Source organism: Paenibacillus sp. FSL R7-0333, from assembly GCF_038000365.1.
Taxonomy (GTDB): domain Bacteria; phylum Bacillota; class Bacilli; order Paenibacillales; family Paenibacillaceae; genus Paenibacillus_AQ; species Paenibacillus_AQ silagei.
Map to the genome: position 1 here is coordinate 777,849 of NZ_JBBOBZ010000001.1, position 23,463 is coordinate 801,311.

General features: G+C 52.9%; 20 protein-coding genes and 1 riboswitch. Of the genes, 12 read left to right on the forward strand and 8 right to left on the reverse strand.

Annotated elements, in window-relative coordinates:
* Positions 1-83: 83 nt before the first annotated feature.
* Positions 84-605: a mismatch-specific DNA-glycosylase gene (locus MKY86_RS03260; protein ID WP_076078957.1), complete on the forward strand. Its 522-nt coding sequence runs from the start codon at positions 84-86 to the stop codon at positions 603-605.
* Positions 606-1,216: 611 nt separating this feature from the next.
* On the opposite strand, the gene MKY86_RS03265 is transcribed toward MKY86_RS03260, so the two are convergent.
* Positions 1,217-2,176 carry an MraY family glycosyltransferase gene (locus tag MKY86_RS03265; protein ID WP_442792616.1) on the reverse strand — a complete coding sequence of 320 codons (960 nt, stop codon included), beginning with the start codon at positions 2,174-2,176 and terminating at the stop codon, positions 1,217-1,219.
* 94 nt (positions 2,177-2,270) lie between these two features.
* Between MKY86_RS03265 and MKY86_RS03270 the strand changes: the two genes are divergently transcribed.
* Positions 2,271-2,960, forward strand: coding sequence for a YjjG family noncanonical pyrimidine nucleotidase (locus tag MKY86_RS03270; protein ID WP_076079005.1), 690 nt, complete (start codon positions 2,271-2,273; stop codon positions 2,958-2,960).
* A gap of 105 nt (positions 2,961-3,065) precedes the next feature.
* Positions 3,066-3,758, forward strand: coding sequence for a hypothetical protein (locus tag MKY86_RS03275; RefSeq protein ID WP_076078959.1), 693 nt, complete (start codon positions 3,066-3,068; stop codon positions 3,756-3,758).
* A 104-nt stretch (positions 3,759-3,862) separates the two neighbouring features.
* Here the strand turns inward: MKY86_RS03275 and MKY86_RS03280 are convergent, their stop codons facing one another.
* A complete protein-coding gene (locus tag MKY86_RS03280) occupies positions 3,863-4,846 on the reverse strand; it encodes a ring-cleaving dioxygenase (RefSeq protein WP_076078960.1) in 984 nt (327 codons plus the stop codon).
* Positions 4,847-4,997: 151 nt separating this feature from the next.
* On the opposite strand from MKY86_RS03280, the gene MKY86_RS03285 reads away from it, so the two are divergent.
* The 6 genes from MKY86_RS03285 to MKY86_RS03310 all read left to right on the forward strand — a co-directional run bounded on the left by MKY86_RS03285 (position 4,998) and on the right by MKY86_RS03310 (position 9,123).
* Positions 4,998-5,834: an AAC(3) family N-acetyltransferase gene (locus MKY86_RS03285; protein WP_083684953.1), complete on the forward strand. Its 837-nt coding sequence runs from the start codon at positions 4,998-5,000 to the stop codon at positions 5,832-5,834.
* A gap of 87 nt (positions 5,835-5,921) precedes the next feature.
* A complete protein-coding gene (locus tag MKY86_RS03290; RefSeq protein ID WP_076078962.1) occupies positions 5,922-6,854 on the forward strand; it encodes a manganese-dependent inorganic pyrophosphatase in 933 nt (310 codons plus the stop codon).
* A gap of 163 nt (positions 6,855-7,017) precedes the next feature.
* Positions 7,018-7,593 carry a hypothetical protein gene (locus MKY86_RS03295; protein ID WP_076078963.1) on the forward strand — a complete coding sequence of 192 codons (576 nt, stop codon included), beginning with the start codon at positions 7,018-7,020 and terminating at the stop codon, positions 7,591-7,593.
* A 22-nt stretch (positions 7,594-7,615) separates the two neighbouring features.
* Positions 7,616-8,317 (forward strand): pirin family protein, encoded by a 702-nt coding sequence (locus tag MKY86_RS03300; protein WP_076078965.1) that lies wholly within the window; start codon positions 7,616-7,618, stop codon positions 8,315-8,317.
* A gap of 36 nt (positions 8,318-8,353) precedes the next feature.
* The gene (locus tag MKY86_RS03305; protein ID WP_076078966.1) at positions 8,354-8,683 is read left to right on the forward strand and encodes a hypothetical protein; all 330 of its coding nucleotides are present in this window, start codon (positions 8,354-8,356) and stop codon (positions 8,681-8,683) included.
* A gap of 95 nt (positions 8,684-8,778) precedes the next feature.
* Complete coding sequence (locus MKY86_RS03310; protein WP_076078968.1) at positions 8,779-9,123, forward strand: DUF898 family protein; 345 nt, start codon at positions 8,779-8,781, stop codon at positions 9,121-9,123.
* Positions 9,124-9,888: 765 nt separating this feature from the next.
* On the opposite strand, the gene MKY86_RS03315 is transcribed toward MKY86_RS03310, so the two are convergent.
* The 3 genes from MKY86_RS03315 to MKY86_RS03325 form a co-directional block, all read right to left on the reverse strand.
* Positions 9,889-10,572, reverse strand: a complete 684-nt coding sequence (locus tag MKY86_RS03315) for a peptidylprolyl isomerase (protein ID WP_076079007.1) — start codon at positions 10,570-10,572, stop codon at positions 9,889-9,891.
* A gap of 142 nt (positions 10,573-10,714) precedes the next feature.
* Positions 10,715-12,028, reverse strand: coding sequence for a voltage-gated chloride channel family protein (locus MKY86_RS03320; protein ID WP_076078969.1), 1,314 nt, complete (start codon positions 12,026-12,028; stop codon positions 10,715-10,717).
* 72 nt (positions 12,029-12,100) lie between these two features.
* A riboswitch (Fluoride riboswitch) is annotated at positions 12,101-12,162 on the reverse strand.
* Positions 12,163-12,248: 86 nt separating this feature from the next.
* Positions 12,249-12,857, reverse strand: coding sequence for a hypothetical protein (locus MKY86_RS03325; RefSeq protein WP_076078970.1), 609 nt, complete (start codon positions 12,855-12,857; stop codon positions 12,249-12,251).
* Between the two features lie 269 nt (positions 12,858-13,126).
* On the opposite strand from MKY86_RS03325, the gene MKY86_RS03330 reads away from it, so the two are divergent.
* Positions 13,127-15,022, forward strand: coding sequence for a sensor histidine kinase (locus MKY86_RS03330; RefSeq protein WP_076078971.1), 1,896 nt, complete (start codon positions 13,127-13,129; stop codon positions 15,020-15,022).
* Positions 15,023-15,204: 182 nt separating this feature from the next.
* Positions 15,205-17,049, forward strand: a complete 1,845-nt coding sequence (locus MKY86_RS03335; protein WP_340826129.1) for an ATP-binding protein — start codon at positions 15,205-15,207, stop codon at positions 17,047-17,049.
* A gap of 18 nt (positions 17,050-17,067) precedes the next feature.
* Here MKY86_RS03335 and MKY86_RS03340 read toward each other — a convergent pair whose 3' ends face one another.
* Positions 17,068-17,316 carry an NHLP leader peptide family RiPP precursor gene (locus MKY86_RS03340; RefSeq protein ID WP_372238068.1) on the reverse strand — a complete coding sequence of 83 codons (249 nt, stop codon included), beginning with the start codon at positions 17,314-17,316 and terminating at the stop codon, positions 17,068-17,070.
* Positions 17,317-17,390: 74 nt separating this feature from the next.
* Entirely contained in the window at positions 17,391-18,332 is a 942-nt protein-coding gene (locus MKY86_RS03345; RefSeq protein WP_076078973.1) for a hypothetical protein, read from the reverse strand.
* Positions 18,333-18,720: 388 nt separating this feature from the next.
* Here MKY86_RS03345 and MKY86_RS03350 point away from each other — a divergent pair, with 388 nt between their 5' ends.
* Positions 18,721-20,970, forward strand: coding sequence for a glycoside hydrolase family 9 protein (locus tag MKY86_RS03350; RefSeq protein ID WP_076078974.1), 2,250 nt, complete (start codon positions 18,721-18,723; stop codon positions 20,968-20,970).
* A 119-nt stretch (positions 20,971-21,089) separates the two neighbouring features.
* Here MKY86_RS03350 and MKY86_RS03355 read toward each other — a convergent pair whose 3' ends face one another.
* Entirely contained in the window at positions 21,090-23,369 is a 2,280-nt protein-coding gene (locus MKY86_RS03355; RefSeq protein ID WP_076078975.1) for a helix-turn-helix domain-containing protein, read from the reverse strand.
* Positions 23,370-23,463 lie beyond the last annotated feature (94 nt).

Genomic DNA, 23,463 nt, shown 5'->3' on the forward strand with positions numbered 1-23,463 from the left:
TTCTGGTGTACCTGAGCACATAGCATGGGTATATTAGATTAGGGTCTGCAAAATAATGCGGACAGTGTAAGGAGGAAACGAACATGGAAGAGGTACGGGATCATCTGGATCACGGACTCCAGATTGTATTCATAGGGTTCAACCCCAGCATCCGCTCGGGCGAGCTGGGTCATCATTATGCCAATCCGCGCAATAATTTCTGGCGCATACTGCATAAGTCCGGGCTGACGCCGCGGTTATACGAGGCTACCGAGGACGGGGAGCTGCTGAAGCTGGGATATGGCTTCACCAACATCGTTGCCCGCCCCACCGTAGGCGCTGAAGATATCACCCGCGAGGAGTATGCCAAGGGCCGCGAGCTTCTGCGGGCCAAGCTGGAGGAATACCGCCCGGAGATTGCCTGTTTTGTCGGCAAGGGCGTATATACAGAGTTCAGCCGCAGAACTACAGCCGCCTGGGGCTTCCAGGAAGGTATTGCTCCCGTGGTGGACGGAGTCCGCGAGTTCGTCGCCCCGTCATCCAGCGGTCTGGTCCGCATGCCGATGCCAGAAATCATCGGAATCTACTCGCAGCTGCGTGACTTCACGGAGGAGCAGGAGCCGTGAAGCCAGGCCTGGGATCTTATACATGGGTAACTGGCCCAATGTATGCGGGAAACCGAATACAATTTGCTGGTGAACGGCACGTGGTCCCAATGTATGCGAAAAACAGCATACATTTGCTGGCGCGCAGGCGTGTGGCCCGAATGTATGCGAAAAACCTAACGCATGAGCTGACGCGAGGGCGAAAGGGTGTGTAGTATCGGGTTTGTGGTTTTAAATCGCATCCCGCTTAAACAGCGGAGAGGACGGAACGAATGCGGAAAAGCGATAGCGGTCGCCTTTGTCTCCGGATTTTTACCGATTAGGGAAATAAATAAAATCTGGAGACAACAGCGATTGTAGCAACGTTCCGTTCGCGGAGCGTCCACCCGAGCGCCCGCGTTGATCCTGCTCAAAAGTAAAAGTCCGAGCAACCACTTCATGTGGAACAACGTTCCGTTCGCGGAGCGTCCACCCGAGTGCCCGCGTTGATCCTGCTCAAAAGTAAAAGGTTCTCCCATGTAATCAGGCAGCGCCCACGCTGATCCTGCTCGAAAAACCCATACTAAAAAGGCTGCCCCAATCAGCCATTTCATGACTTTTGGGAACAGCCCTTTTAATAAATAGCGGCCTGCCTACGTCTGGATCAGCAGCAGGATGATGGACGACAGGGAGAGGCAAATGCTGGCCAGATAAAGCACGCCGACCACCTGTCTCTGGTTCAGACCAGCCTTGAGCAGACGGTAATGAACCTGAGTGGCGTCCGCCTGATAGATGGCTTGTCCCTTCAGGAAGCGCCGGATGACGACAAAAATATTGTCGAAGATCGGTACGCCCAGCGCGAGAATCGGAATGAACAGCGACAACACCGTGGCCTGCTTGAAGGCGCCGTCCAGCGCAATCACTGCCAGAATGAAGCCGAGGAAGGTGGCGCCGGCATCGCCCATGAAGATTTTGGCCGGAGCCTTGTTGAAGCGCAAGTACGCCAGCGTAACCCCGATCAGCGAAATTGCCATGTAGGCAGAAGTAGATTGGCCCATCGTAAGTGCGACTACGAATAGGGTTACTGCTGAGATCGCTGTAAGTCCGCCGGCCAGACCGTCCATACCGTCCGAGAAATTAATGACCGTAGTGACGCCGAAGATCCAGATGATCGTCAGCAGGAACTGCAAAATGAACGGCAGTGAGATATAATCACCTGAGAACGGATTAATGAAGCCGGTAAACGCATTGCCCGAAAAGAACACCAGAACGGCGGCGGCAATCTGTACGATGAATTTGGGCAGGGCTGGGAAATCCTTGCCTTTGGTTTTGTACCAGTCATCGATGGTTCCTATAGTCAGCAGAAGCACACCGCCAATGAACAGGGCGAGCGTCTCCAGGGTGAATTCACGTGCGAAGAGCAGATATGTAATGAAAAAACCTACGAATATGGCATAGCTTGCCGTTAGCGGGATGGGTTCCCTATGGATTTTGCGTTCAACATCTTCCCTCGGCCTGTCCACGAAATCCAGCCGGAAAGCGAGCCTGCCCAGAGGAGGAATCAGCAGATAAACGATAAAAAATGACACGAGAAAAGCTAAACCGTATAAAATGACAATCACCCCGTTGATTTTTTTAAGGCCTATCCCAGATTATATCGCAGAAGGATGTATGTTGTCGAACTACATAAGCGAGATGGAGGAAAAGATGAAATACGAATGTATCCTATTTGATGCTGATGATACACTGTTCGATTATGGAATGGCCGAGAACCACGCCTTGAGCCATGCCTTTGCCCACTTCGGGCTGCCGACAGGCGCGCAGGAGTATGCGGCCAGCTACCAGGAGATTAACCATGCCTTATGGAAGGATTTCGAGCAAGGGAAGATCACCTCTGCCGCCCTGCGGGTGGAGCGGTTCAACCGGCTGTTTGCCGCCCGTCAGCTCACGTTCAAGCCGGAGGAATTCAGTGAAGCGTACCTGCGCTTTCTCGGGGAAGGTACCTTCCTGATTCAGGGGGCTGCCGAGCTCTGCGGTGAGCTTGCCGGGTGCCGGCTGGCAGTGATTACGAACGGAATCAGCGATGTGCAGCATGCCCGGATTAAGGGTTCCCCGCTAAGCGAGGTATTCGAGGCGGTTATTGTATCGGATGAGACGGGCTACCAGAAGCCGGAGACGGGGATTTTTGATTATGCTTTTGCTAAGCTTAAGCTGTCCGATAGACGCAAGGTGCTGATCGTCGGGGACTCCCTGACCTCGGATATCCGGGGCGGGAACAATTACGGCATCGATACATGCTGGTTCAATCCGCTGGGCAAGCCCGGTGATCCTGAGATCCTTCCTACCTATGAAATCCGCAGTCTGGACGAGCTGGTGGAGATCGTCAACCGCGCTTAAGCGGAATAAACGGCGGCAGGCAGGTTGAAAGTTTCGCTTCCGTGTTAAATATATAGGGACGCAAAGTTTCTACTTTTTTAACAACAACATACGGGAGAGGATATTATGAAAAAAAAATGGCTGATTGCCGCGGTGGTCACCGGCATGACGGTAACAGGCTCGGCAGGAGTGTATGCGGGCACCAAGCTGCAGCAGATTAAGGCTTATCTGAACCATAGCCTGGGTATTGTGGTGGATGGTAATCCTTTTTGGATGAAAGACGGCAACGGCAAAACCCTGACTCCAATTACCTATGAAGGTCTCACCTACCTGCCGGTCCAATCGATCGCCACGGTGCTGAAGGTACCTATCAATTATGACTCGGTCAACTATAAAGTGAGAATTGGAGAAGGCAGCGCAAATATTCCTGCTCCGACTCCTGCACCGGGAACCTCTACCGGCGGTGGGAATACAACTCCTGCTCCTGTAGTGGAGGGAACGGCCAGACCGGTTAATCTGCCTAAGGATTTTCCGATTCCCCAGGACGCCCTGATTGCGATCACTCTGGATACGGATGCTAACGGCCAGAAGAAGGTAGCGTTCACGTATTCCACGCAGGAGACACTGGAGATCATGGGCTTCGTGTACAGTGAATATGCGCGGATTAAAAATCTGGATAATGCCTCGGAGTCGGTATCCGCCAGCAATGTAAAAATTTCGGGCAGACTCGGCGGGACAAGTCCTGTATCCATTACAGGCAAAGCTTCCACGGCCCGGCCCGGCTTCAACCTCTTCACGATCACCTGGTCGGAGAGCTGATCTGAGCCAGTACAGTTAAGCTATGCAGGCTTGGCTAACCTAAAAAGAAACTCCGGCTTGTAAATCAGCCGGAGTTTCTTCATGTGCAATTCAGCTGAATAAGGTTAGACTTGCGGGCGGGTATCCAGCGGCTTCAGGTGGGCCTCAATCTGTTCACGCTTTGCTTCCAGGAACGGCGGCAGGGCCAGCGCTTCGCCCAGATGCTCGACTTCCTCATCTGTGGCGAAGCCCGGTCCGTCCGTTGCCAGCTCGAACAGAATACCGTTCGGCTCGCGGAAGTACAGGGAGCGGAAGTAGAAGCGGTCCACAAAGCCCGAGTTCGGGAGCTGTACGCTGCGGATGCGTTCAATCCACTGCTTCAGCTCCTCTTCGTTATCGACACGGAAGGCTACATGATGCACGCCGCCTCGTCCCAGGCGCTCCTGCGGAAGATCGCTGCGTTCCTCCAGATGGATCTCCGTACCAGAGCCGCCTTCACCAGTCTCGAACACGATAATATCCGGCTGGCCCGCGACTGGAGAAGGATAATTGCCTGCGCGGCGGAAGCCGAGCAGGTCCTCCAGAATCAGTGCCGTATGCTCAGCGGTCTCGACGGTCAGATGTGCCGGTCCCAGCCCGACAATGGCATACTCGGCAGGAACCGGGCTCTTGGCCCACGGCTTGCCGCCGGGCATGCCCTCGTTATGCTCATCTGAGACGAGGATGAGGCGCTGGCCCTCATGGTCGGTGAAGGCCAGCGTTTTGCGGCCGCCGCGTTCGGTGATTTCTTCATGCTCTACGCCCAGCACGGTGAAGCGCTGTGTCCAGAAGAGCAGGGCATCATCCCCGGGTACACGCAGGGAGAGTGCGGAGATGCTGTTGTTGCCGTCGCGGTTACGCCCTGCGTTAGGCAGCTCGAAGAAGGTAAGCTCCGTGCCGGGATTCCCGGTCTCATCCCCGTAGAACAGGTGATAGACAGATACGTCATCCTGGTTGACGGTCTTCTTGATCAAGCGGAGTCCGAGCACTTCTGTATAGAATTTGTAGTTTTCCGGCGCTTTTGCGGTAATGGCGGATACATGGTGAAGTCCTTTTAATGTTAAACTCATGGGAATACCTCCTGAAATTTAGGTTGTTGGTTATATAAAAGCCGCAAATTACTTATTAATATTAAGTTACTATAATTTTAATAGTAAATGAGTAATTTTGCAAGGTGTATTTCAAGGATGGTATTTATTATTTAGGAAAGCGGGGTTAATCATGCACACCAGATCAAGTCTGATGAAGCAGCTGGAGAGGATGGGAATCGATCCGCAGGGGACACTGCTGGTCCATTCCTCGCTCAAAAGCATCGGTGAAGTAGAAGGGGGAGCGGATACCGTACTGGATGTTCTCTCAGAATATATGAAGGAGGGGCTGCTGGTTCTGCCCACCCATACCTGGTCTTATATCGACGGGCAGAATCCGCGCTTCTCTGTGCTGGAGTCTCCCGCCTGCGTAGGAATTCTGCCGGAGCTGTTCCGGAAGCGGCCGGGCGTGATCCGTTCCTGGCATCCCACACATTCGGTGGCGGCGCTGGGCAGGGATGCGGCGGTGTTCACGGCCGGAGATGAGCGCTGGGATACGCCCTGTGCACGCGGTTCGGTCTATGGCAAGCTGCTGGACCGGGAAGCGGAGATTATGCTGCTTGGTGTGGATCTGCGGAGAAATACGTTCATTCACGGCATTGAAGAGTGGGTGGATATTCCCGGCCGGATGACGGATGGGCATGAGGCGCTCTGTACCGTGACGCCTGAAGGCAGGGAGATCGCGGTGCCTTCGCGCAGACACTGCGGACTGTCCTGGTCGCAGCATTTCTGGAAGGTGGAATCCGTGCTGGAGGACGGCGGGGCGCTGCGCAGGGGCAGCTTCGGCGATGCGGCGGTTATGCTCTGCGGCACTGTAGAGACTACGCGTATCTTGAGTGATATGCTCAGAGAGAACCCGGATCTGTTCTCGGATAACGAGCCGTTATACGGGGAGAATGCGCCTGAGGCGCTGCCGAAGACGAAGCGGGGTCAGCCTGTAGAGGCAGTGCAGGAGCATACCAAGAGTTAACCCGGGCCGGATATTTACGGGTCTCTGGCAGGTTTCTATCAATGTATGGTATATTATTCTCACAAAAACATAGTAAGGAGATTGGAAATGACAAAAACTTTGATCTTTGGTCACAAAAACCCGGATACAGATACGATCTGCTCGGCCATTGCTTATGCGGCACTGAAGAAGGAACTGGGCTGGGATGCTGAGCCGGTCCGGCTTGGAGACATCAGCGGAGAGACTCAGTTCGCCCTCGACCACTTCGGGGTAGAAGCGCCGCGTCTGGTGGAGAACGTTGCTGCAGAAGCTGAACAAGTGATTCTGGTTGACCATAATGAACGCCAGCAAAGTGTGAATGATATCGATCAGGTCCGTGTGGTTGAGGTGATTGATCATCACCGGATTGCGAACTTCGAGACCGCCTATCCGCTGTATTACCGGGCTGAGCCAGTCGGCTGTACGGCTACCATTCTGAACAAGCTGTACAAAGAGAATGGCGTGGCCATTCCTAAGAACATCGCCGGTCTGATGCTGTCCGCTATCATTTCCGATTCCTTGCTGTTCAAATCGCCGACCTGCACGGAGCAGGATGTGGCTGCTGCGCGTGAACTGGCGGACATTGCCGGAGTGGATGCCGAGAGCTATGGCCTGGACATGCTCAAAGCCGGTGCAGACCTGAGCGATAAGAGCATTGCCCAACTGATCTCTCTGGATGCCAAGGAATTCAAGATGGGTGAATATAAGGTGGAGATCGCCCAGGTTAACGCTGTGGATGTGAATGATGTCCTGTCCAAGCAGCCGGAGCTGGAAGCCGCGCTTACCGCGATTATTGACGACAAGGGACTGGATCTGTTCCTGTTCGTGGTTACCGATATCCTGAACAACGATTCCGTGGGTCTTGCCCTGGGCCGCGTAGCCGGCGCTGTGGAGCAGGCTTACAATGTGAAGCTGGATGATAACAAGGCTGTGCTGAAGGGTGTAGTGTCCCGTAAATCACAGATTGTACCGGTTCTTACCGAGACGATCGCCAAGCTGTAAATGCTGCTTCCGGGTGTACCCGGAGCAAGAAGTTTGTCCCGTGACCGGCTGTGCCTTTTCCTCAGGAAAAACGTACAGCCGGTTTTATTTTACAATTCACAGCAACTCCTTGCCGCCTTAAGGGTATAAACAGCATAGGACATTATAGAGGGGGACGGGAATAATGGGGAAGATGCGCAAGCTGGCGATTTCAACAATGTGCCTGATGATGGTCTCGGGAGGAGGCTTGCTGTATGCTGCTGCCGGCAAAACAGATCTCTCATTCTATGTGAATAATATGCTGCTTAAGCAGCCTGCAATATCCTCGGAAGGCGGGGCCTATGTGCCTGTGGAGCAGCTTTCTGAGAATATGCAGGCGATTGTATCCGTGGACGAGTCAGCAGGGACGGTCAAGATCTACAAGCCTAATGTGAACACGGTGCTGCTGGATGAGCAAGGTAAGATTTTCGGGAAAGTCAGAATTGACACCAGCAATACCTTCTCTGCCCTGGTGCAGGTGGATGATCTCAAAACAGATATCTCCGATCTGAAAATCACCATTACAGACCCGGCAGGCAAGACGGATGTTGTGGATAACCAGCCGATTACAGAGAAGAAGGACAGCTTCTGGTTCAAATCGGCAGCGTATAATTATAAGGTTACGGACAAGGGGAACTATATGATCCAGGTGTATTTCAAGGATGCTGCGTCCAAGAAATGGTTCATCGTTTCTGAACTGCAGATATCGACCACTTCATAATAAACTACAGGAGGCGGTTCCATTGATTACAATCTATCCTGCTGCGTCTGCGCACCAGTTCGATCTCGGCTGGCTGAAGGGCAGTCATGTCTTCTCCTTCGGGGATTTCTATGATCCGGAGAACACGGCCTTTGGGCCGATGAGGGTCTGTAACGATGATACGATCGCTCCGGGAAAAGGCTTCGGTGCCCATCCGCACAGTGACATGGAGATTGTCTCGATTGTGCTGTCCGGCGTGCTTCGTCATGAGGACAACCTCGGCAATGTTGCACAGACGTCCTTCGGCGGGATTCAGCGGATGTCGGCAGGGACCGGCGCGATTCATACGGAGCATAACCCTTCGGACAGTGAGCCGGTCCGCCTGCTTCAGCTATGGTTCATGCCCAAGGCCCGGGGGACGGCTCCCTCCTATGCAACCGGACGCTTCGATCCGGCCAAGCTTGAAGGACGCTTGCTTCCGGTAGTAGCGGCCGAAGCGTCGGAGGAGATTGTCGATATAGCCCAGGATATGACGATTTATCTGGGGAAGGCCGAGGCGGGAGGGCAACTGAATTTCCGGCAGGAGACGGGGCGGCGCAGCTTTGTATATCTGGTAGAAGGGCAGCTTACCCTGAACGGGAAGGATGTGCTGAAGCCGGGCGATTCGGCAAGAATCGAGGACACAGCGCAGCTGGAGCTGAAGGCTGATGAGAATATACTGGTCATGGTGATTGATCTGCCGTAATGAGCGGCGGGATTCAGACATGAAGGAGGAGCGCGAATGGCAGAACAGGAAAGAGTGCTGGTGAAGCATTCCGTAACCGGGCGCATGCTTGTGAACAGCATGGAGGGAGTAGGGTATACCTTCGATGAGCAGGGCGGGCTGACCTTAATCACCCTGACGAATGTGGCGGCAGATAAGGGCGCGGCGGTAGTGGAACTGAAGACGGAGCTTAATGTATTCCGCTTCGAGGAGCCTGCGGACGGGCCGGTCATCAAGCATTGGTACTACGTCGGAGATCAGCCCGTAACCTATGATGCGGACTCCGGACGTTTAACGATAGCCGTGCAGTCCGAAATCGAATACCGGCCAGATCAATACTGGGCCTGATGGGGATAGAATTGTGAGAAATGTAGCAGTGCTCGCCATGGATAATAAGGAAAATAGAACCAGGAATAATTTGCATGAATGAAAGGCGGAGGCCCATGGGAGCACTGCATATGAATCCGGCAGCGATGAATTATGGAAGCAGGGAATCTTATTTTGACGGGAAGCTTATTGAGTACATTGGGTGGTGCCTCGCTGGCTGGCTGGTTACGGTCTGTACCTTCGGTATCTGCTATCCCTGGTCAGTAGTAGTGCTCTACCGCTGGAAGGTTGAGCATACCGTGGTGGAAGGGCAGCGCCTGCGGTTCGACGGTACAGCCGTCAGCCTGTTCGGACAATGGATCAAGTGGTTCCTGCTGACGCTGATTACGCTCGGAATCTACGGCTTCTGGGTGGTCATTAAGCTGGAGCAGTGGAGAACGAAGCACACCCACTTCCAATAAGAAGCTGCATGCTTTAAGTATACTAAGATGCGAAGAAGAGCCATTCTCCGGTTATGGGGGATGGCTCTTCTGTGTGGATTTTGGAGCAAGACTAGTGAGCATCAGACCTAAAGAAGTTAATGCAGTTCAACCCAAGCAGTGCTTTATGGCGTGTAGTTCCAAGTAGACATTCAGGGATAGTTGCAGAATGTACACTTAAAAACAGCGAAAAAGAAGGCTTGCCTCTTATAGCTGCAATCTGTACAACTAAATCTGCCCCAACGAGTGTAAACTCGGGAAAGTGGGGATTTTCAGTGTACGAAATACAGCTAAACGTATACTGGGGAGCCAACCAGACGTTTTAGTTGTACAAAATACAATTAAGCCTATCGCCTATGAATGGTTACAGGTAATCGGGGCGCTGCAACAAACTGCAGGTGCTGGAACGATAGCAACTGCAGTTTGTACATTAGAATGCTGTAAAAAAGCCTACAAAATAGATTCTATTGTATTCAGTACAATGGAATGTTGAAAAAAGGCCATTTTTCAGCTAAAACACAACATTCCACTGTATGAAATACAATAGAATCTTATTTTACGGTCGGCTATGCCTTTTCTATTGCAGGAAATACAATCAGCTACTTGAATGTAGGAGTTGAAGTCAGCAACGGGGTTCAGCCTAGTATTAAATCGATGTTAATGCTCAGATTTTAACACTCCTGAGGTCTATTCTTACAGTTCTAAATCTGATGCTCCACTAGTCTGTGCAGCCGGCCTGCAGGCTGCTTATTGTACTTTTTGCGGCTCGGGATACGTAACCCCAAGGGTATCAACGGTGACCTTCTTCATTACCGGCGGCTGATCCGGACGGTCATTCTTGCCACGCGGCAGACTGACGATGGCCTGGACCGCTTCGAGTCCTTCGGTAACCTTACCGAAGGCAGCGTAATCGCCGTCCAGGCTTGGATAAGCAGCGGCCATAATGAAGAACTGGGAGCCAGCAGAGTTCATATCGTGCTGTCCTCTCGCCATGGACAGCACGCCCTCTGTATGCAGCAGATTATTGGTGAAGCCGTTGTTATTGAATTCTCCGGCAATGCTGTAGTCCGGTCCGCCCATTCCTGTGCCATCCGGGTCCCCGCCCTGGATCATGAAGCCCGGAATGACCCGGTGGAAGATGGTTCCGTCATAGAAGCCCTTCTGAATCAATGAAATGAAGCTGTTGACCGTATTGGGGGCAACCTCGGGATACAGCTCGGCCTTAATAACAGCGCCGTTATCCATCTCGATCGTGACCACCGGATGGCTGGCTGTGGCTGAAGGCACGCCTTCTGTAGCAGCGGCGCTCTCCTGCGGTGCTGCTGTAGCCTCACTGCCTGTTCCGTTACTGCTGTTACCATTACCGGCGGCATTATTATTCACTGGCTTATTGCCGCAGCCCGCCAGAATGACGAGCATCAGGCACATCATCGCAAGCAGGATGACGGGTTTTCTTGTGATAGACTTCACTTCAGTATCTCTCCTTTTGAATAATCTGGTGCATTCACCTCTGTATCATACCTTCTTTGTCCTGCTTCTGGCAAAGCCTGCTTCCGCGCCCTGCCGGATTCCGCTACTTTGGTGCGGGCTGCTCTTTGGCGGAAGCGAGCGTTGTTCCTTCGGGAACCGGCAGTAAGGCGCTTTTGGAGATGCCGATGAGCTGGGAGCTGTAGATGCCGCTGTGCCCGGAGAACAGATAGCTGATGATGCAGGCGATGAACATATAGACCGCTCCGCCGGAGCCGAACAGCTCGATGCCCATTATGAAGCAGGCAAGCGGTGTGTTGGTGGCTCCGCAGAAGACAGCGATGAAACCAAGTGAGGCCAGAAAAGGCCCATATAGATGAAGCACTCCGGCCAGGCTGCTCCCCAGAGAAGCTCCAATAGCGAATAGCGGCGTCACTTCGCCGCCCTGGAAGCCGGTCCCCAGAGTGAACGCGGTGAAGATCAGCTTCCATAGAAAAGCGAAGGGCGATACGCCGTCTTCGAAGGAGCTGCTGATCAGCGGAAGGCCCAGCCCCAGATAGTCCCGGGAACCGGCTATGTAGACCAGGGCAATAATGATCAGCCCGCCGGCGACGCTTTTAAGCATAGGATTACGGATGATGGCGGTGAAGGTCCGCTTCAGATAATGGGTAAGCTCACTGAACAGCAGGCTGCACAGGCCGAAGAGGATGGAGGCGAATATAACCTTGACCAGCACCAGCGCATCCATAGCGGGGAAGACATCCACCTGATAGTGGATATGGTGAACGCCCCACAAGCGGGAGGCTACCAGATCACCGGTGAAGCTGGCGGCAAAACAGGGCAGCAGCGCCTTATGGCTGATCAGCCCGATGGCGATGACCTCCAGGCCGAACACCGTTCCGGCCAGCGGAGTGCCGAAGATGGAGCCAAAGCCGCCGCTGATGCCGCACATCAGCAGGATTCGGCGGTCCAGCGGACCGATTCTGAGCCAGCGTCCGAGTGCGTCGGCCAGACTGCCGCCCATCTGCACGGCCGTGCCTTCGCGTCCGGCCGAGCCGCCGAAGAGATGGGTAATTAGCGTCCCGCCAAGGACCAGCGGGGCCATGCGCAGCGGAATCGCTTCATTGCCCTGGCGGATCTGCTCCAGGATCAGATTGTTACCCTTCAGGCTGCTCTTGCCGTAACGCATATACATTCCGCTGACGAGCGCGCCTCCCGCCGGAAGCAGGAAGAGCAGCCAGGCATGCTCCAGCCTTACCTGGGTGACTGCGTTCAGACTGGCCAGGAACAAGGCCGAGGCACTTCCTGCCAGCAGTCCGACCATTCCCCCCAGAATCACCCATTTCACGAATGTACTCCAGAGCGCAAGCTGGCTCCGGCGTGCTGCAAGCTCTGCCCACTGTTCATACTTCCTCTTCATTATGGCTAACGCTCCCCTACCCGAAATAAATACTGCCCTGAAATCAAAACAGACTCCTACCAGCGTTGTTAACCACTGGTAGGAGTCATTAGCCCCGAAGGGCGGTTATGGCGAACTCCATCGCCGTAATCGAATGAAACTATCGTATGCTGATTGTCTCCAAAAGTCAATACGAACCTGGACCTTGGGTGAACGCCCCGGCAGGACCGCTTCGCCGTGTCTACTCATCACCGTTCGAGCCGTTCAGCACATCGGTTCCGGGCATAGCATCAGGGTCCGGGGAGACCGGGTCAACGCTGCTGCCGGGAACCAGCTCATCCGCATCCGGGACATCCTCCAGCGGAGCGGCTTCCTCCGCTGCTCCTGCCACCTCGTCCTCCGTATCCGCATAATCAATGATGCTCCCCGTTAATCCGGCTGCACCGGCTGTGTATACAGCATCCGACTCCAGCAGCTCATCCCGCTGCGGACCGGGAGTGGCGGAAGAAGGAGCGGGGCGGTCTGCGCGCGGTCCAAGCCCGGCGTCCGGCACATTCAGGCCGATATCGGCTGCTAGTATAGGATCGCTCTCCAGCGCTGGATCCGAGCCGTCATCCACTACACCGTCGAAATCGATCGGTGTGAAGTGAGCAGGGTCATGACTGGCCAGTGCAGATTCCAGCGGGCGGTTCCCGGCGCCTACAGTTTCTTCACTGGGGCTTGGCTCAGTAATCGTGCCAAGCGGACGCAATTCTTCCAGCGGGATATCCTGCTCCGGGGAGACACCGCCCATTTTGGTATAGCGCTCATATGCAAAGTCGGCTTCCGTCTTATTGAATTCGTTACCCATCGTGAATCAGCTCCCTTTTCCCTTGTTGTAAGTCTTCTTCATCTTATAGTACAACTATACCCGTTTAAGCGGCGGCGAATCTGCCCGGCATCCAGGCTGCCCATCTGATTAATATATTCATTTCTCCGGCAGAATAACCGGAATAGATGAATTAACCGAGCCGTTTCGAGGTTATTTGCAGTCTGATGGCAGGTATTGTGCAAACGTTGTCGAAAATAAGAATCATATGGACTATATAAATACAACTAAGGATTCACTGAGGTGCCACAATGAAGTTAGCATCAACCAAAACAGCCGCAGTCTTTATTATGCTGCTGCTTGTAATAACCATCATTCCGGCGGGGATCGCCATAGAATGGGATGCACATACCGAAGCGGAAATTCCGGCCTGGGAGCTGAAGTGGGAAACGGCCGGGAATAGCGGCATAGAAGCTGTAATGGCCGGGCCAGCCGCCGGATGGACATGGGTGCGGGCCAGGGAGGCCAGGCCCCTTTCGCCACCAGGTACCGCTTCCGCCTGGATGCGGATTACCTTGCCCCCTGCGGGAGCAACTCCCGCTATTCTGATTGATAGAGTATTTGGCGACAACCTGAAAGCATATATAGACAACCGGCTAATCTACGATTCCAGCGGGGATGTGGAATATAGCGGCAACAAGGTGCTGATTCCATTACCGGCACAAGATAGTGCGAAGCCGCTCTATCTATGGAATGCGGGCAGCGGGGAGTTTGGAATCGAGGGGGACATAAGGGTCGGCAGCTATAATCAGCTGCTGTCCTTTTATGTGAAGCAGGATCTGGTGGACGTTGTACTCGGAGCCGCCATGATCTTCATGGCCGGAGCGTTATTGATCTGCCTGCTGTTCCTTAAGCCGGAATTCTTCTACAGCGGTTTCTTTCTGGCCCTGGTCATCCTGTCCTTTGGAGTGCTGCTGCTTACGTACTCCCCGTTTCTAACGCTGATTCTAAGCCGGGGGGACCGTCTGAGGCAGATCAGTTTCGATTTGGCCCTGTTTACCATTATGCCCGCGTTCACGCTTTATTTTGAGCAGTTATTCGGACCGGGCAAGCGGAGACTCACTGCCCGAGTGCGTAAATTTCAGCTGGCCTACTCCCTGTTCTGTACCGCAGCGCTTATTCTGAATACCGCAGTGTCCTTCCGGCTGGACGCGCTCTATTCTGCTCTGACTATTAACGCAACCGGTGTACTAATGATTGCCCAGTTTATCTATCTGCTGTATCTGGCGCTTACTTATGCCCGCAAAGGCAATTCAGATGCCATCCTGTTCACTGGCGGCTTCTCTGTATTTGCCGTGGTATCGGTGGCGGAGCTGTTGCGTTACTTCATTTCAATGGAGAGGTATCATCTGTACTGGTGGAAATGGGGCATGGTGGTATTCATTCTTTCCCTGATTGCTATTCTGGGGAAACGGTTTGCGGGAAGCCATGAGAAGGCGCTGGAATACGCCAGGGAGCTGGAGAAGTTCAATAATGAGCTGCAGCGTTCGGAGAAAATGGAGATTATCAGTGAGCTGGCCGCCTCGGTAGCCCATGAGGTGCGTAATCCGCTCCAGGTCACACGCGGGTTCCTGCAGATTCTGGGGGAGCGCTCCGGCAACAAGGAGAAGGAATATCTGAAGATGGCTGTCGGAGAGCTGGACCGGGCCTCGGTAATCATTACTGATTTCCTTACCTTTGCGAAGCCGGGCTTGGATATCGTGGATGTATTCGAAGTCTCGGGGGAGCTGAAGCATGTGTCGGGAATCCTGCTGCCGCTGGCTAATCTGCAGGGCGGTTCGATAGAGCTGCGTCTGCAGCAGGAGCTTCAAGTGACGGGCAGCCCGGCCAAATTCAAACAGGCGTTCATTAATCTGATCAAGAACAGCATTGAATCACTGCAGGAGGAGGGGGAGATTGTCGTAACAGCCTGGAGGACAGGCAACTGGGTAATCATCAGCGTGAAGGATAACGGCGAGGGAATGAAGGTTAGCGAACTGGCCCGTCTGGGCGAGCCGTATTACTCCAATAAGACCAAGGGGACGGGGCTCGGCCTCATGGTCACCTTCCGTATTATTGAAGCGATGAACGGCACGATTGAGTTCCACAGCCGCAAGGGCGAAGGAACCGAGGTGCTTATTAAATTGCCGGCCTCCAGCATAAATTAGGAATTTTTTTTGTTTATTCCGTTTTTTTGAAGGGATGGGCAGAGCATGGGGCGAAATATTAACACTAAGAGAACTTTGCTTCTAAAACTTTCCTCTGAGGTGCTTGCATGTCTTTGATGGTCAAAAGTTTACATACAGCGTTAGTATTGTTTCTGCTTTGCCTAACCTGCGGAAGCCTCCTGGTGTCCGCGCAAAGCGCTTCCCCCGCCGGTGAGATCAGACATTGGCAGATGAAGTGGCAGGAGGGGACGGATGATGGCGGACTCCAGGCTCCGGTAACGGAAGACCAAGGGTGGATCGATGTGGAGGCGAAGGCCGAGATGCCGCGCAAGCCTTCCGGGGTATCCTCCGCCTGGACCAAGATTACTTTGCCCTCCTATCATTACGTGTCTCCCTCCGTCTATATTCAGACGATCTATGCGCTACATGTGAAGGTGTATGTGGAGGACCGGCTGGTTTTTGAAGGGGACCGCGGCTTTATTATGGATAATTATTCCTTGCTTGTGCCCCTGGACATGCGGGATAACGGAAAGACGCTCTATATCTGGACGCAGACGCTCCAGGACCGGATCGGAATCAAAGAGCAGGTTGTGCTCGGTGAGCACAGTCTTCTAATCAAGGACTATATCAAGAACGGACTCATAGATGTGATTCTGGGCGGCGCTTTTATCTTCGTGGCGGCGGTGCTGTTTGTGTGCGCATTTTTCCTGAACAAGGAGTATTTCCCCGTGGCGGCTTCGCTGTCTATTGTTATCGCCTCTACCGGTGTGCTGTCTGTAACCTACTCTCCCTTCACGTATACCTTCTACAGCTATTTGGGCGGGCTCAGTGTATTTTTGTTCGATGTGGCGCTGTTGTCCCTGTTACCCGCACTGACCTTCCTGTTCGAGAAAATATTCGGCGCGGGCAAATACGGCATCATCCGCAGGTTCCGCAAATTCCAGATGGCCTATTCCTTATTCTGCTGTGTCCTCCTCATTATAAATGCACTCTCCGGGGGCCGGTATCTGAAATTCTACTACTTCATCTCCACCAACATTGTCGGCATTATTATGATTCTTCAATTCATTCTGCTGATCGGCTGCGTCATCGTGTTCTCCCTGAAGCGCAATAAGGATGCGATCATCTTCGCCTGCGGCTTCGGTACGGCTGCCCTTACCGGGGTGTTGGAGCTGTTGTGGTATTATTTCAAACGTGGAAATTATGATCTCTTCTACTGGAAGTGGGCGCTGGTTGTGTTCATTCTCTCGCTGATTGTGATTCTGGGACGGCGGCTGGCGCAGAACCACAGCCAAGTGGTGAAATATTCGCAGGAGCTGGAGCTGTTCAACAACGAACTGCAGCGTTCAGAGAAAATGGAGATTATCAGCGAGCTGGCAGCATCGGTAGCCCATGAGGTGCGTAACCCGCTCCAGGTGACCCGGGGGTTCCTCCAGCTGCTCAGCGAGAAGTCGAGCGGGGATGAGCAGAAATACCTGTCCATGGCGCTCAGTGAGCTGGACCGGGCGGCGAGTATTATCACCGATTTTCTGACCTTTGCCAAGCCGGAATTTGAACAGGTCTCCCTGCTCTATGTGAATGAAGAGTTCATGCATATCCAGAGCATCCTGCTGCCTTTATGCCATTTGAACGGGGGCAAAATGATTCTGGAGGTGGAAGACGGCCTGCGGGTCAAAGGGAATTCCTCGAAGTTCAAGCAAGCGATGATTAATATCATCAAGAACAGCATTGAATCCCTGGGGGAGGAAGGCACGATTCATCTGCTGGCCTACAGCCGGGGGGATAAGGTGCATATTCATATTAAGGATAACGGGGCAGGTATGGAACCGGCTGTGCTTAGCCGTCTGGGCGAGCCGTATTTCTCCTCCAACAAGACGAAGGGCACGGGGCTCGGGCTGATGGTTACCTTCCGTATTATTGAAGCGATGGAGGGCGAAATTCGTTTTATGAGCAAAAAAGGAGCCGGAACCGAGTCCATTACCATTCTGCCGCGTGCAGAAGGGCCGGACGATTCCAACTCCCGATAATAGGTTGACTTGAGTTTGCTACCAGGTTCCCATTGGGGTGATACGTGTCTTCATTACATCGGAAGAAGGGCTTGGGGGAATGACCAGGTAGAATTCATTAGAGCCTTCCTCTACGGTCTTCAGTGTAATGTTGTCAGGAAGGTTGATGCCCAGCGCTTCCTGGAGCGCTGCCTTCGGGTCTGCGAGCAGTCTTTGTTTGAAAGCCGGATCTTCCCACGCCTTCTGAATCACCTGATTCTTAAGAACTCCTACTGACAATACAATCACCCTTTCAAAATGGTTATAATTGCCTTTTTAGTATAGCATAGGCCATTCTATAATTCTATTGCTATTTCCATAAATTATGAGAGATTTGAGTGCGAAGATAGCCAGTAATCCAACCCCCCGCCCAGCAGCAATTGCTTCTGCGCTTCAATGGCTGCGGCGATTTGCTGCAGGTTCTGCACGAGCACGAGATGAAAGGACACCAGCAAGGGCAGCTGTAAGCTGGCCTCCTCCAGGATGAGTTGGTTGGCTTGGGCCGTTGCGGCATATCCAGTAAGTCCGCCTGTTACATAGATGAAGTCCTTCACTGTTGATTCGGTCAGTGGTTCTCCTGCGGCCATCCCGGTACTGGAGCGTACCAGTGACAACAGGCAGTTATAGCTGCTGTCCTCCAGATCCTGCTCCCAATCTTCGTAGTCGTCAAGCAGCTGCAGGGTCAACAGCACAGTGTGAATCATCTCTTCGGCCTCGGGAATGGAGGAGGACTGGCCGGAGAGCAGCAGTGCGGCCGTGCTGCTGAGCTTAAGCGGGCTGGCCTTATGGGAGATACGGATGCGGTCATTCAGGAAGTAATCGCTGCCGGCTTCACCGCTCACGCTGTCTGCCCACTCGCTGATGTAACGGCTGAAGCAGGGCCAGAAGGGAGAGTCCGCCGGGAACAGCGGAAGGTAGGTAGCCAGAAACTCGACATAGAGCAGATTGGCAAGTGGCAGCACTTGCGCAGCCGAGGCCTCCGGGCTGTCCATCAGATCATCCTGGAGGAAGAAGTAGAGCATGAGGAAGATGTTACCTGCGGACATCCTGCGGGCCACTTCAGGACTCAGGCCACAAGGGTCCTGGAGCCAGAAGGGCAGCAGGTAACAGATGTAATTCTTGTGGCTGTCAGGGTGGAACACGTTGAACTGATTGAGATACGACAGGCCGCGGGCATTAAGCGGCTCTGGAAACGCAGAGATCACCCTGCGGTTCTCCTCAAAGATCACACGGAGCTCGTCCTCATAAGCATGAAGCCAATCCATAGGCTTGTCTCCTGTCAATTATGTATTTTATTTAAAATATTAGGTAAAAAGTGGGTATGTGACCTGATTATAATCCTACGTCCGTCCTATTTCAATCAAAATTTGGAAAGTAGGACTATATTCCTTGGAAGCATCGGACACTGACCATATACACTTTGCCATGTATGTATTCATTTTCTTCGCTATCCGTAAAAAAGACGATATAAATAACATATGAGGATTTAATTCCCATGATAGGACTGGTTATAATGCAGGTACACCGCTCCAAGGCGCAGCGGTTTGCAGCCTGACATTTAAATGACTTCATGGAGGTGATTGGGTGAGGCGGGCGGCTTCATATAAATTACAGCACCTTGCATATGAAAAATGAAAGGGCGTGTACAAAGATATGAATTCACCGGATTCGGTTCAAGCTAGTGTAAGCGGCATATTTATAAGGGTTAACCAGGTTGGATACAGTCCGGCTGCGGCTAAAATAGCCATCGTATTATCAAGCACGGGCTTGAGCGGAGTTAGATATGATGTGTTCAATTCAAACAACACCTCGGTATTGAACGGAACCATTACCACAGCCAGTAAAGGGAGCTGGGGTGACGCGGGTGGTGCAAATTGTGCTTATTCCTATGCTATAGATTTCAGTGCACTAACTACTGCCGGAAGCGGATATTATATAAAAATCAACGCCTATAAGTCCCCGGTCTTCGCTATAAGCAATTCGGTTTACAGCAGTTTGGCCGATCTGTCCATGCAGTTCTTCAAAGTGCAGCGGTGTGGAAATACCAGTCCGCAGGATCACGGCGTATGCCATATGACGGGAACGAACTCATCCATTGACGGAAAGCCGGATGGTGCTTCCGGCACCAAGGACTTTACCGGGGGCTGGCATGATGCCTCGGATTATATCAAATTTCTGAGCACCATCGGACATGTTACGGATGTGATGCTAACGACTTATATCCACCATCCGGAAGCTTTTCCTGCTCCAGGAAGCGCGGCCGGAGCATTGACGGAAGCGAAGGTAGGTCTTGATTTCATTCTCAAGCTGTGGGACAACACCAACCAGATTCTATATATGGAAGTAGCCGACGGCCTGGACCATGATGTCGAGAATGATGATCTGGATTCCCGCAGCAAAACCTGGCCGCAAAATGACAATACGATCTATGGCGCGGCGCGTCCGGTGCATCCATGCCCTGCCGGTACAGGCGCAAACTTGGCCGGAAAAGCTGCAGCTGCCTTAGCACTAGGAGCTAAAATATGGGGAGATTCTGCCGGACCGGTCTATAATGCTGCATTAGCTGCCGGCTATTTGACTGCAGCCCAGCAGATCTACACCTGGGGGAAGACAAGGACGGGAATTGCCGGGGATGCGGACGGATTCTACGTGGATACGGACTATAAAGACGATATGGCCTGGGCGGCTGCCGAACTCTACCGGGCCACAGGTACCGCCGCCTATTTAACAGAAGCGAAATCGTTCTGTGACAGTGCGGGAGAATGGTACAACAAAAGTAACACAAGCCTCAACTGGTCCAGAGCCTATCACTGGGCAAACTATGAGGTCGCCTCCCTTGATCCGGCTTATAAGAATACTGCCGCAGGCCGGATGAATAATCATCTGAACCTGAAAAAGAATTATGCTGACGGGCAATTCTGGAATACCAGCAGTGAACCCAAATGGGGTACGTATGAAGCCATGAGCAATAATGCGGTAGAAGCGATGATGTATCAGGAATTAACCGGAAATACCACATATGCGCCTCTGGCCCAGCAGCAGATTGATTTCATGCTGGGAAGGAATCCGTGGGGCGTGAGTAAGTTAAATGGTGCGGGTACCACCTGGTTTAAAAATCCCCGCCACCGTGTAACCACATTGAACCGTGTGAATAACCCGAATTACCAGCTCCGCGGAGCCTGGAGCGAGGGGTTTGAGACCAGCAGCCAGTACGCTGTAGACCAGCAGGACCCGCTGCTTGCCGGGCAGGAAGATCCGGGTATCGTGCAGTTCAATGACAACCGGATGATCTGGCATGATAACCGCAGAGATTATGCTACCAATGAGGTTACCATATCAGGCAATGCAGCGGGTATGGCGATGGTCGCCTTCATGGGAGGAGGCGCATCCTCAGGTGCACCAACCGACTATATTACAAATGGAGATGCCTATGTAAGAGACGGCACCTATGCGGCAACCAACTATGGAACAGCAGCAACAGTCGATGTAAAGGGAGATGCGGATGAGGGCTATAACCGGAAAGGGTTTGTAAGATTCGATCTTACCGGTCGTACGGGATCACCCGTTGCTTCTGCTCTCTTGAAGATGTACTGTAATGCCGTATCTGCGTCAACGCCTGTGAAGGTATACGGACTTACCGGCAGTGATGAATGGATAGAGTCGGGAACAGGAGGTATCACCTGGAACAATCAGCCGGGCAGTACAGGTGCAGTGCTGATTGGAACAATTAATGTATCTACAGCCGGCTGGTACACTATCGATGCAGCGGGGTTTGTGAATAGCCAGCTCGGAGGCGATAAGAAAATGACCTTCAAGCTGCAGGTTGAGAACAATAACGGTGCAACGATAAGCTTCAACAGCAAAGAAAACACAGCCAATAAACCGGTTCTGACTGTGAGTTAGGCAGGTGATTAAATAGGAACCACAGAGAATCCAGACTGGAACGGAAGGCTGCTGAGCTTAGATCAGCAGCCTTTTCTTTGCGTGCGTATGGACCATCGAGGCAGAGGAAGCGGACCGCCTCAAGGCTCGTCTTCCGCAGCGGGCAGTCCTCCGCTGGCATGGCTTTTGCGGTATTCGCCGGGCGTAAGGCCGGAGGCGCGTTTGAACATACGGATGAAGGAATTGACATTCAGGTAGCCGACCTGGAGTGCGATCTCCTGAATGCGCAGGTCGACGTTCATCAGCAGCTCCTTGGCATGGCTGATCCGCAGGTTGTTCAGATAGTCGCTGAAATTGATGCCTTGCTTCTCCTTGAAGAAGGTAGACAGATAGCCCGGACTCAGATTCAGCTTGTCTGCAACAAGATTCAGATTGATATTCTCTCCGTAGTGCTTATCCAGATAGTCCAGCATATAGGCAAGTACCGGGTCCCTGGTCTCGGATTTCGCCCGCATGGCGGCAAGGATCGGCCGGACCATTGCGTGAAGCCATTCCTTATACTGCCCGGTGGAATAGAAGCTCTCGAAGTTCTCCTTAAGAGCCGGCTGAATCAGTACGGCCTCCTCCAACCCCAGCTTCATTACCGTCTTGCCCGCCTGCTCCACCGCTCCCGCGGCAAAGGCCCGGAAATCTTCGGCCGCAGCGTCCTTCTGGTTCAACTGCTCCAGCTGTCTGGCCAGCCATCCCAGCACCGCTTCCTCATTGCCTGACAGCAGAAGGCCCGATAGCTCCTCCCCATGGGTTACCTTGACATGAAAGGAACGGGCCGATGAAGCGCGCGGCTCCACGATAATCTGGGTTTCTTCGTTCAGCCTGCGTTCTTTAAGCAGTGAGGAGAGAATCCCGTAAGCACCGGTAATCGGAGTTTCTCCGGAGTAGACAGGACTTACCGCAATGGTCAAATAAAAGGCGGGCTCCACCTCCAGCAGCTCCTTCAGAGTCTGGAGTGTCTGAAGAATAGCGCTCTGCGGTCCGCATTGGAACAGCAGCAGCAGGAGCTGATTCTGCTCCGGTTGCACAGCCACTATATCCCCTTCGCTGCCCAGGAACAGGTGCTGGATCAGCTGCCACAGCATCAGGGTATCCTTCTCCGGGCTCTGGGACGGCTGCTTGAAGCTGAGCTTGAACAGCACGGCTGCATACGGCCGGTCTTCCGCTTGGGCATCCTCCAGATCCAGCAGATTGGGGTTCAGGGGGATGTTCTTAATTTTATGGGAGTAGGCGTACTGGCGCACCAGCGAATTTTTATGCTCCAGATCGGTCTGAATGAATTGGTTGGTCTCCAGAATACGGCTCATGCGGTCCCCGATGATAGCGAATTCCTTCACGCTGCTTAGCTTATCCGCACCTGTACCCGACTTGCGCTCCAGTGCTGCAATCAGCCGCTGCAGCGGCCGGTTAAGACGGTAACTGAAGAACAGCGAAAACAGAATACTGGTGAGCACGGCGGCAGTCAGCAGGGCGGCCAGCAGCAGCTGCATCTGGCGCATTCCGGAAGTAACTGCAGCGGCTGGTGTAACCTGGACATAAGTGAATCCGGTCTGCCCGCCTTTTTGATAGAAATAATATTGGTCTCCGACCTGCTCATGGTAGCTGATGCTCCCGGAGAAGTCGCTTAATACCGGCCGGTCTGCCGTGGTGGAGAACAGCATGACGCCGTCTGCATCCAGAATATAGAACGGACTTGCGCTCCCATCCCCGTAAGCCGTTTGCAATTCGCGTGCATTCAGCATGACAATGCCATAGACCTCCTTATTGGGAAGAACCTGGGTGACCAGCGGCAGCAGCGACCCGAGCGGACGCGAGGAATTCATCGTACTCTCTCTAAAATTAGCTGCAGGCAGGACCCTCATGTACTGATTGCCCATCGTCTGCCGGCTCCAATAATCCGGCGGATACTCCTTGCTGGCATAATATTTGGAGAACATATCGTTCATACTGCTTGTGCCGTCCTTTTCAAAAACATAATCCGCTTCTTTGAAATAGAGAATGAAGTTCTCAATATGCAGGAACGGGTTGGAGTAGACGTTCGCCAGATCCGATTTGACCTCACGGACCACATCATAACGCCTGTTCTCGCGGACCTGGCTCAAGAGGCCCAGGTTGGCCGTCCATGTACGCGATCGGTTAAGGGTTAGAATGATGTTCTGTGTCAGCCGGAAATGATTCTCGTAGCTCAGGGCGGTCTGCTTGAGACTCAACTCATTCTGGCGGACCATCTCCTGATAGACCTTCTTGCTCAGATATAGATGAGAGACAAGATTGAAAGAAGCCAGCAGCAGGATAACGCTGAGAAAGCTCAGCATTAGCTTCACGAACAAGGCGTTGAAAGCAAATTTAAAGTCTGTTCTTCTGCGCATGATGGTCCCCCTTGCTATGGACATTCTTTTTATACCATCATAGCTCCCGAAAGCTCACACGGACAATATGCACTTTCTTCTTTTTATACGCCGA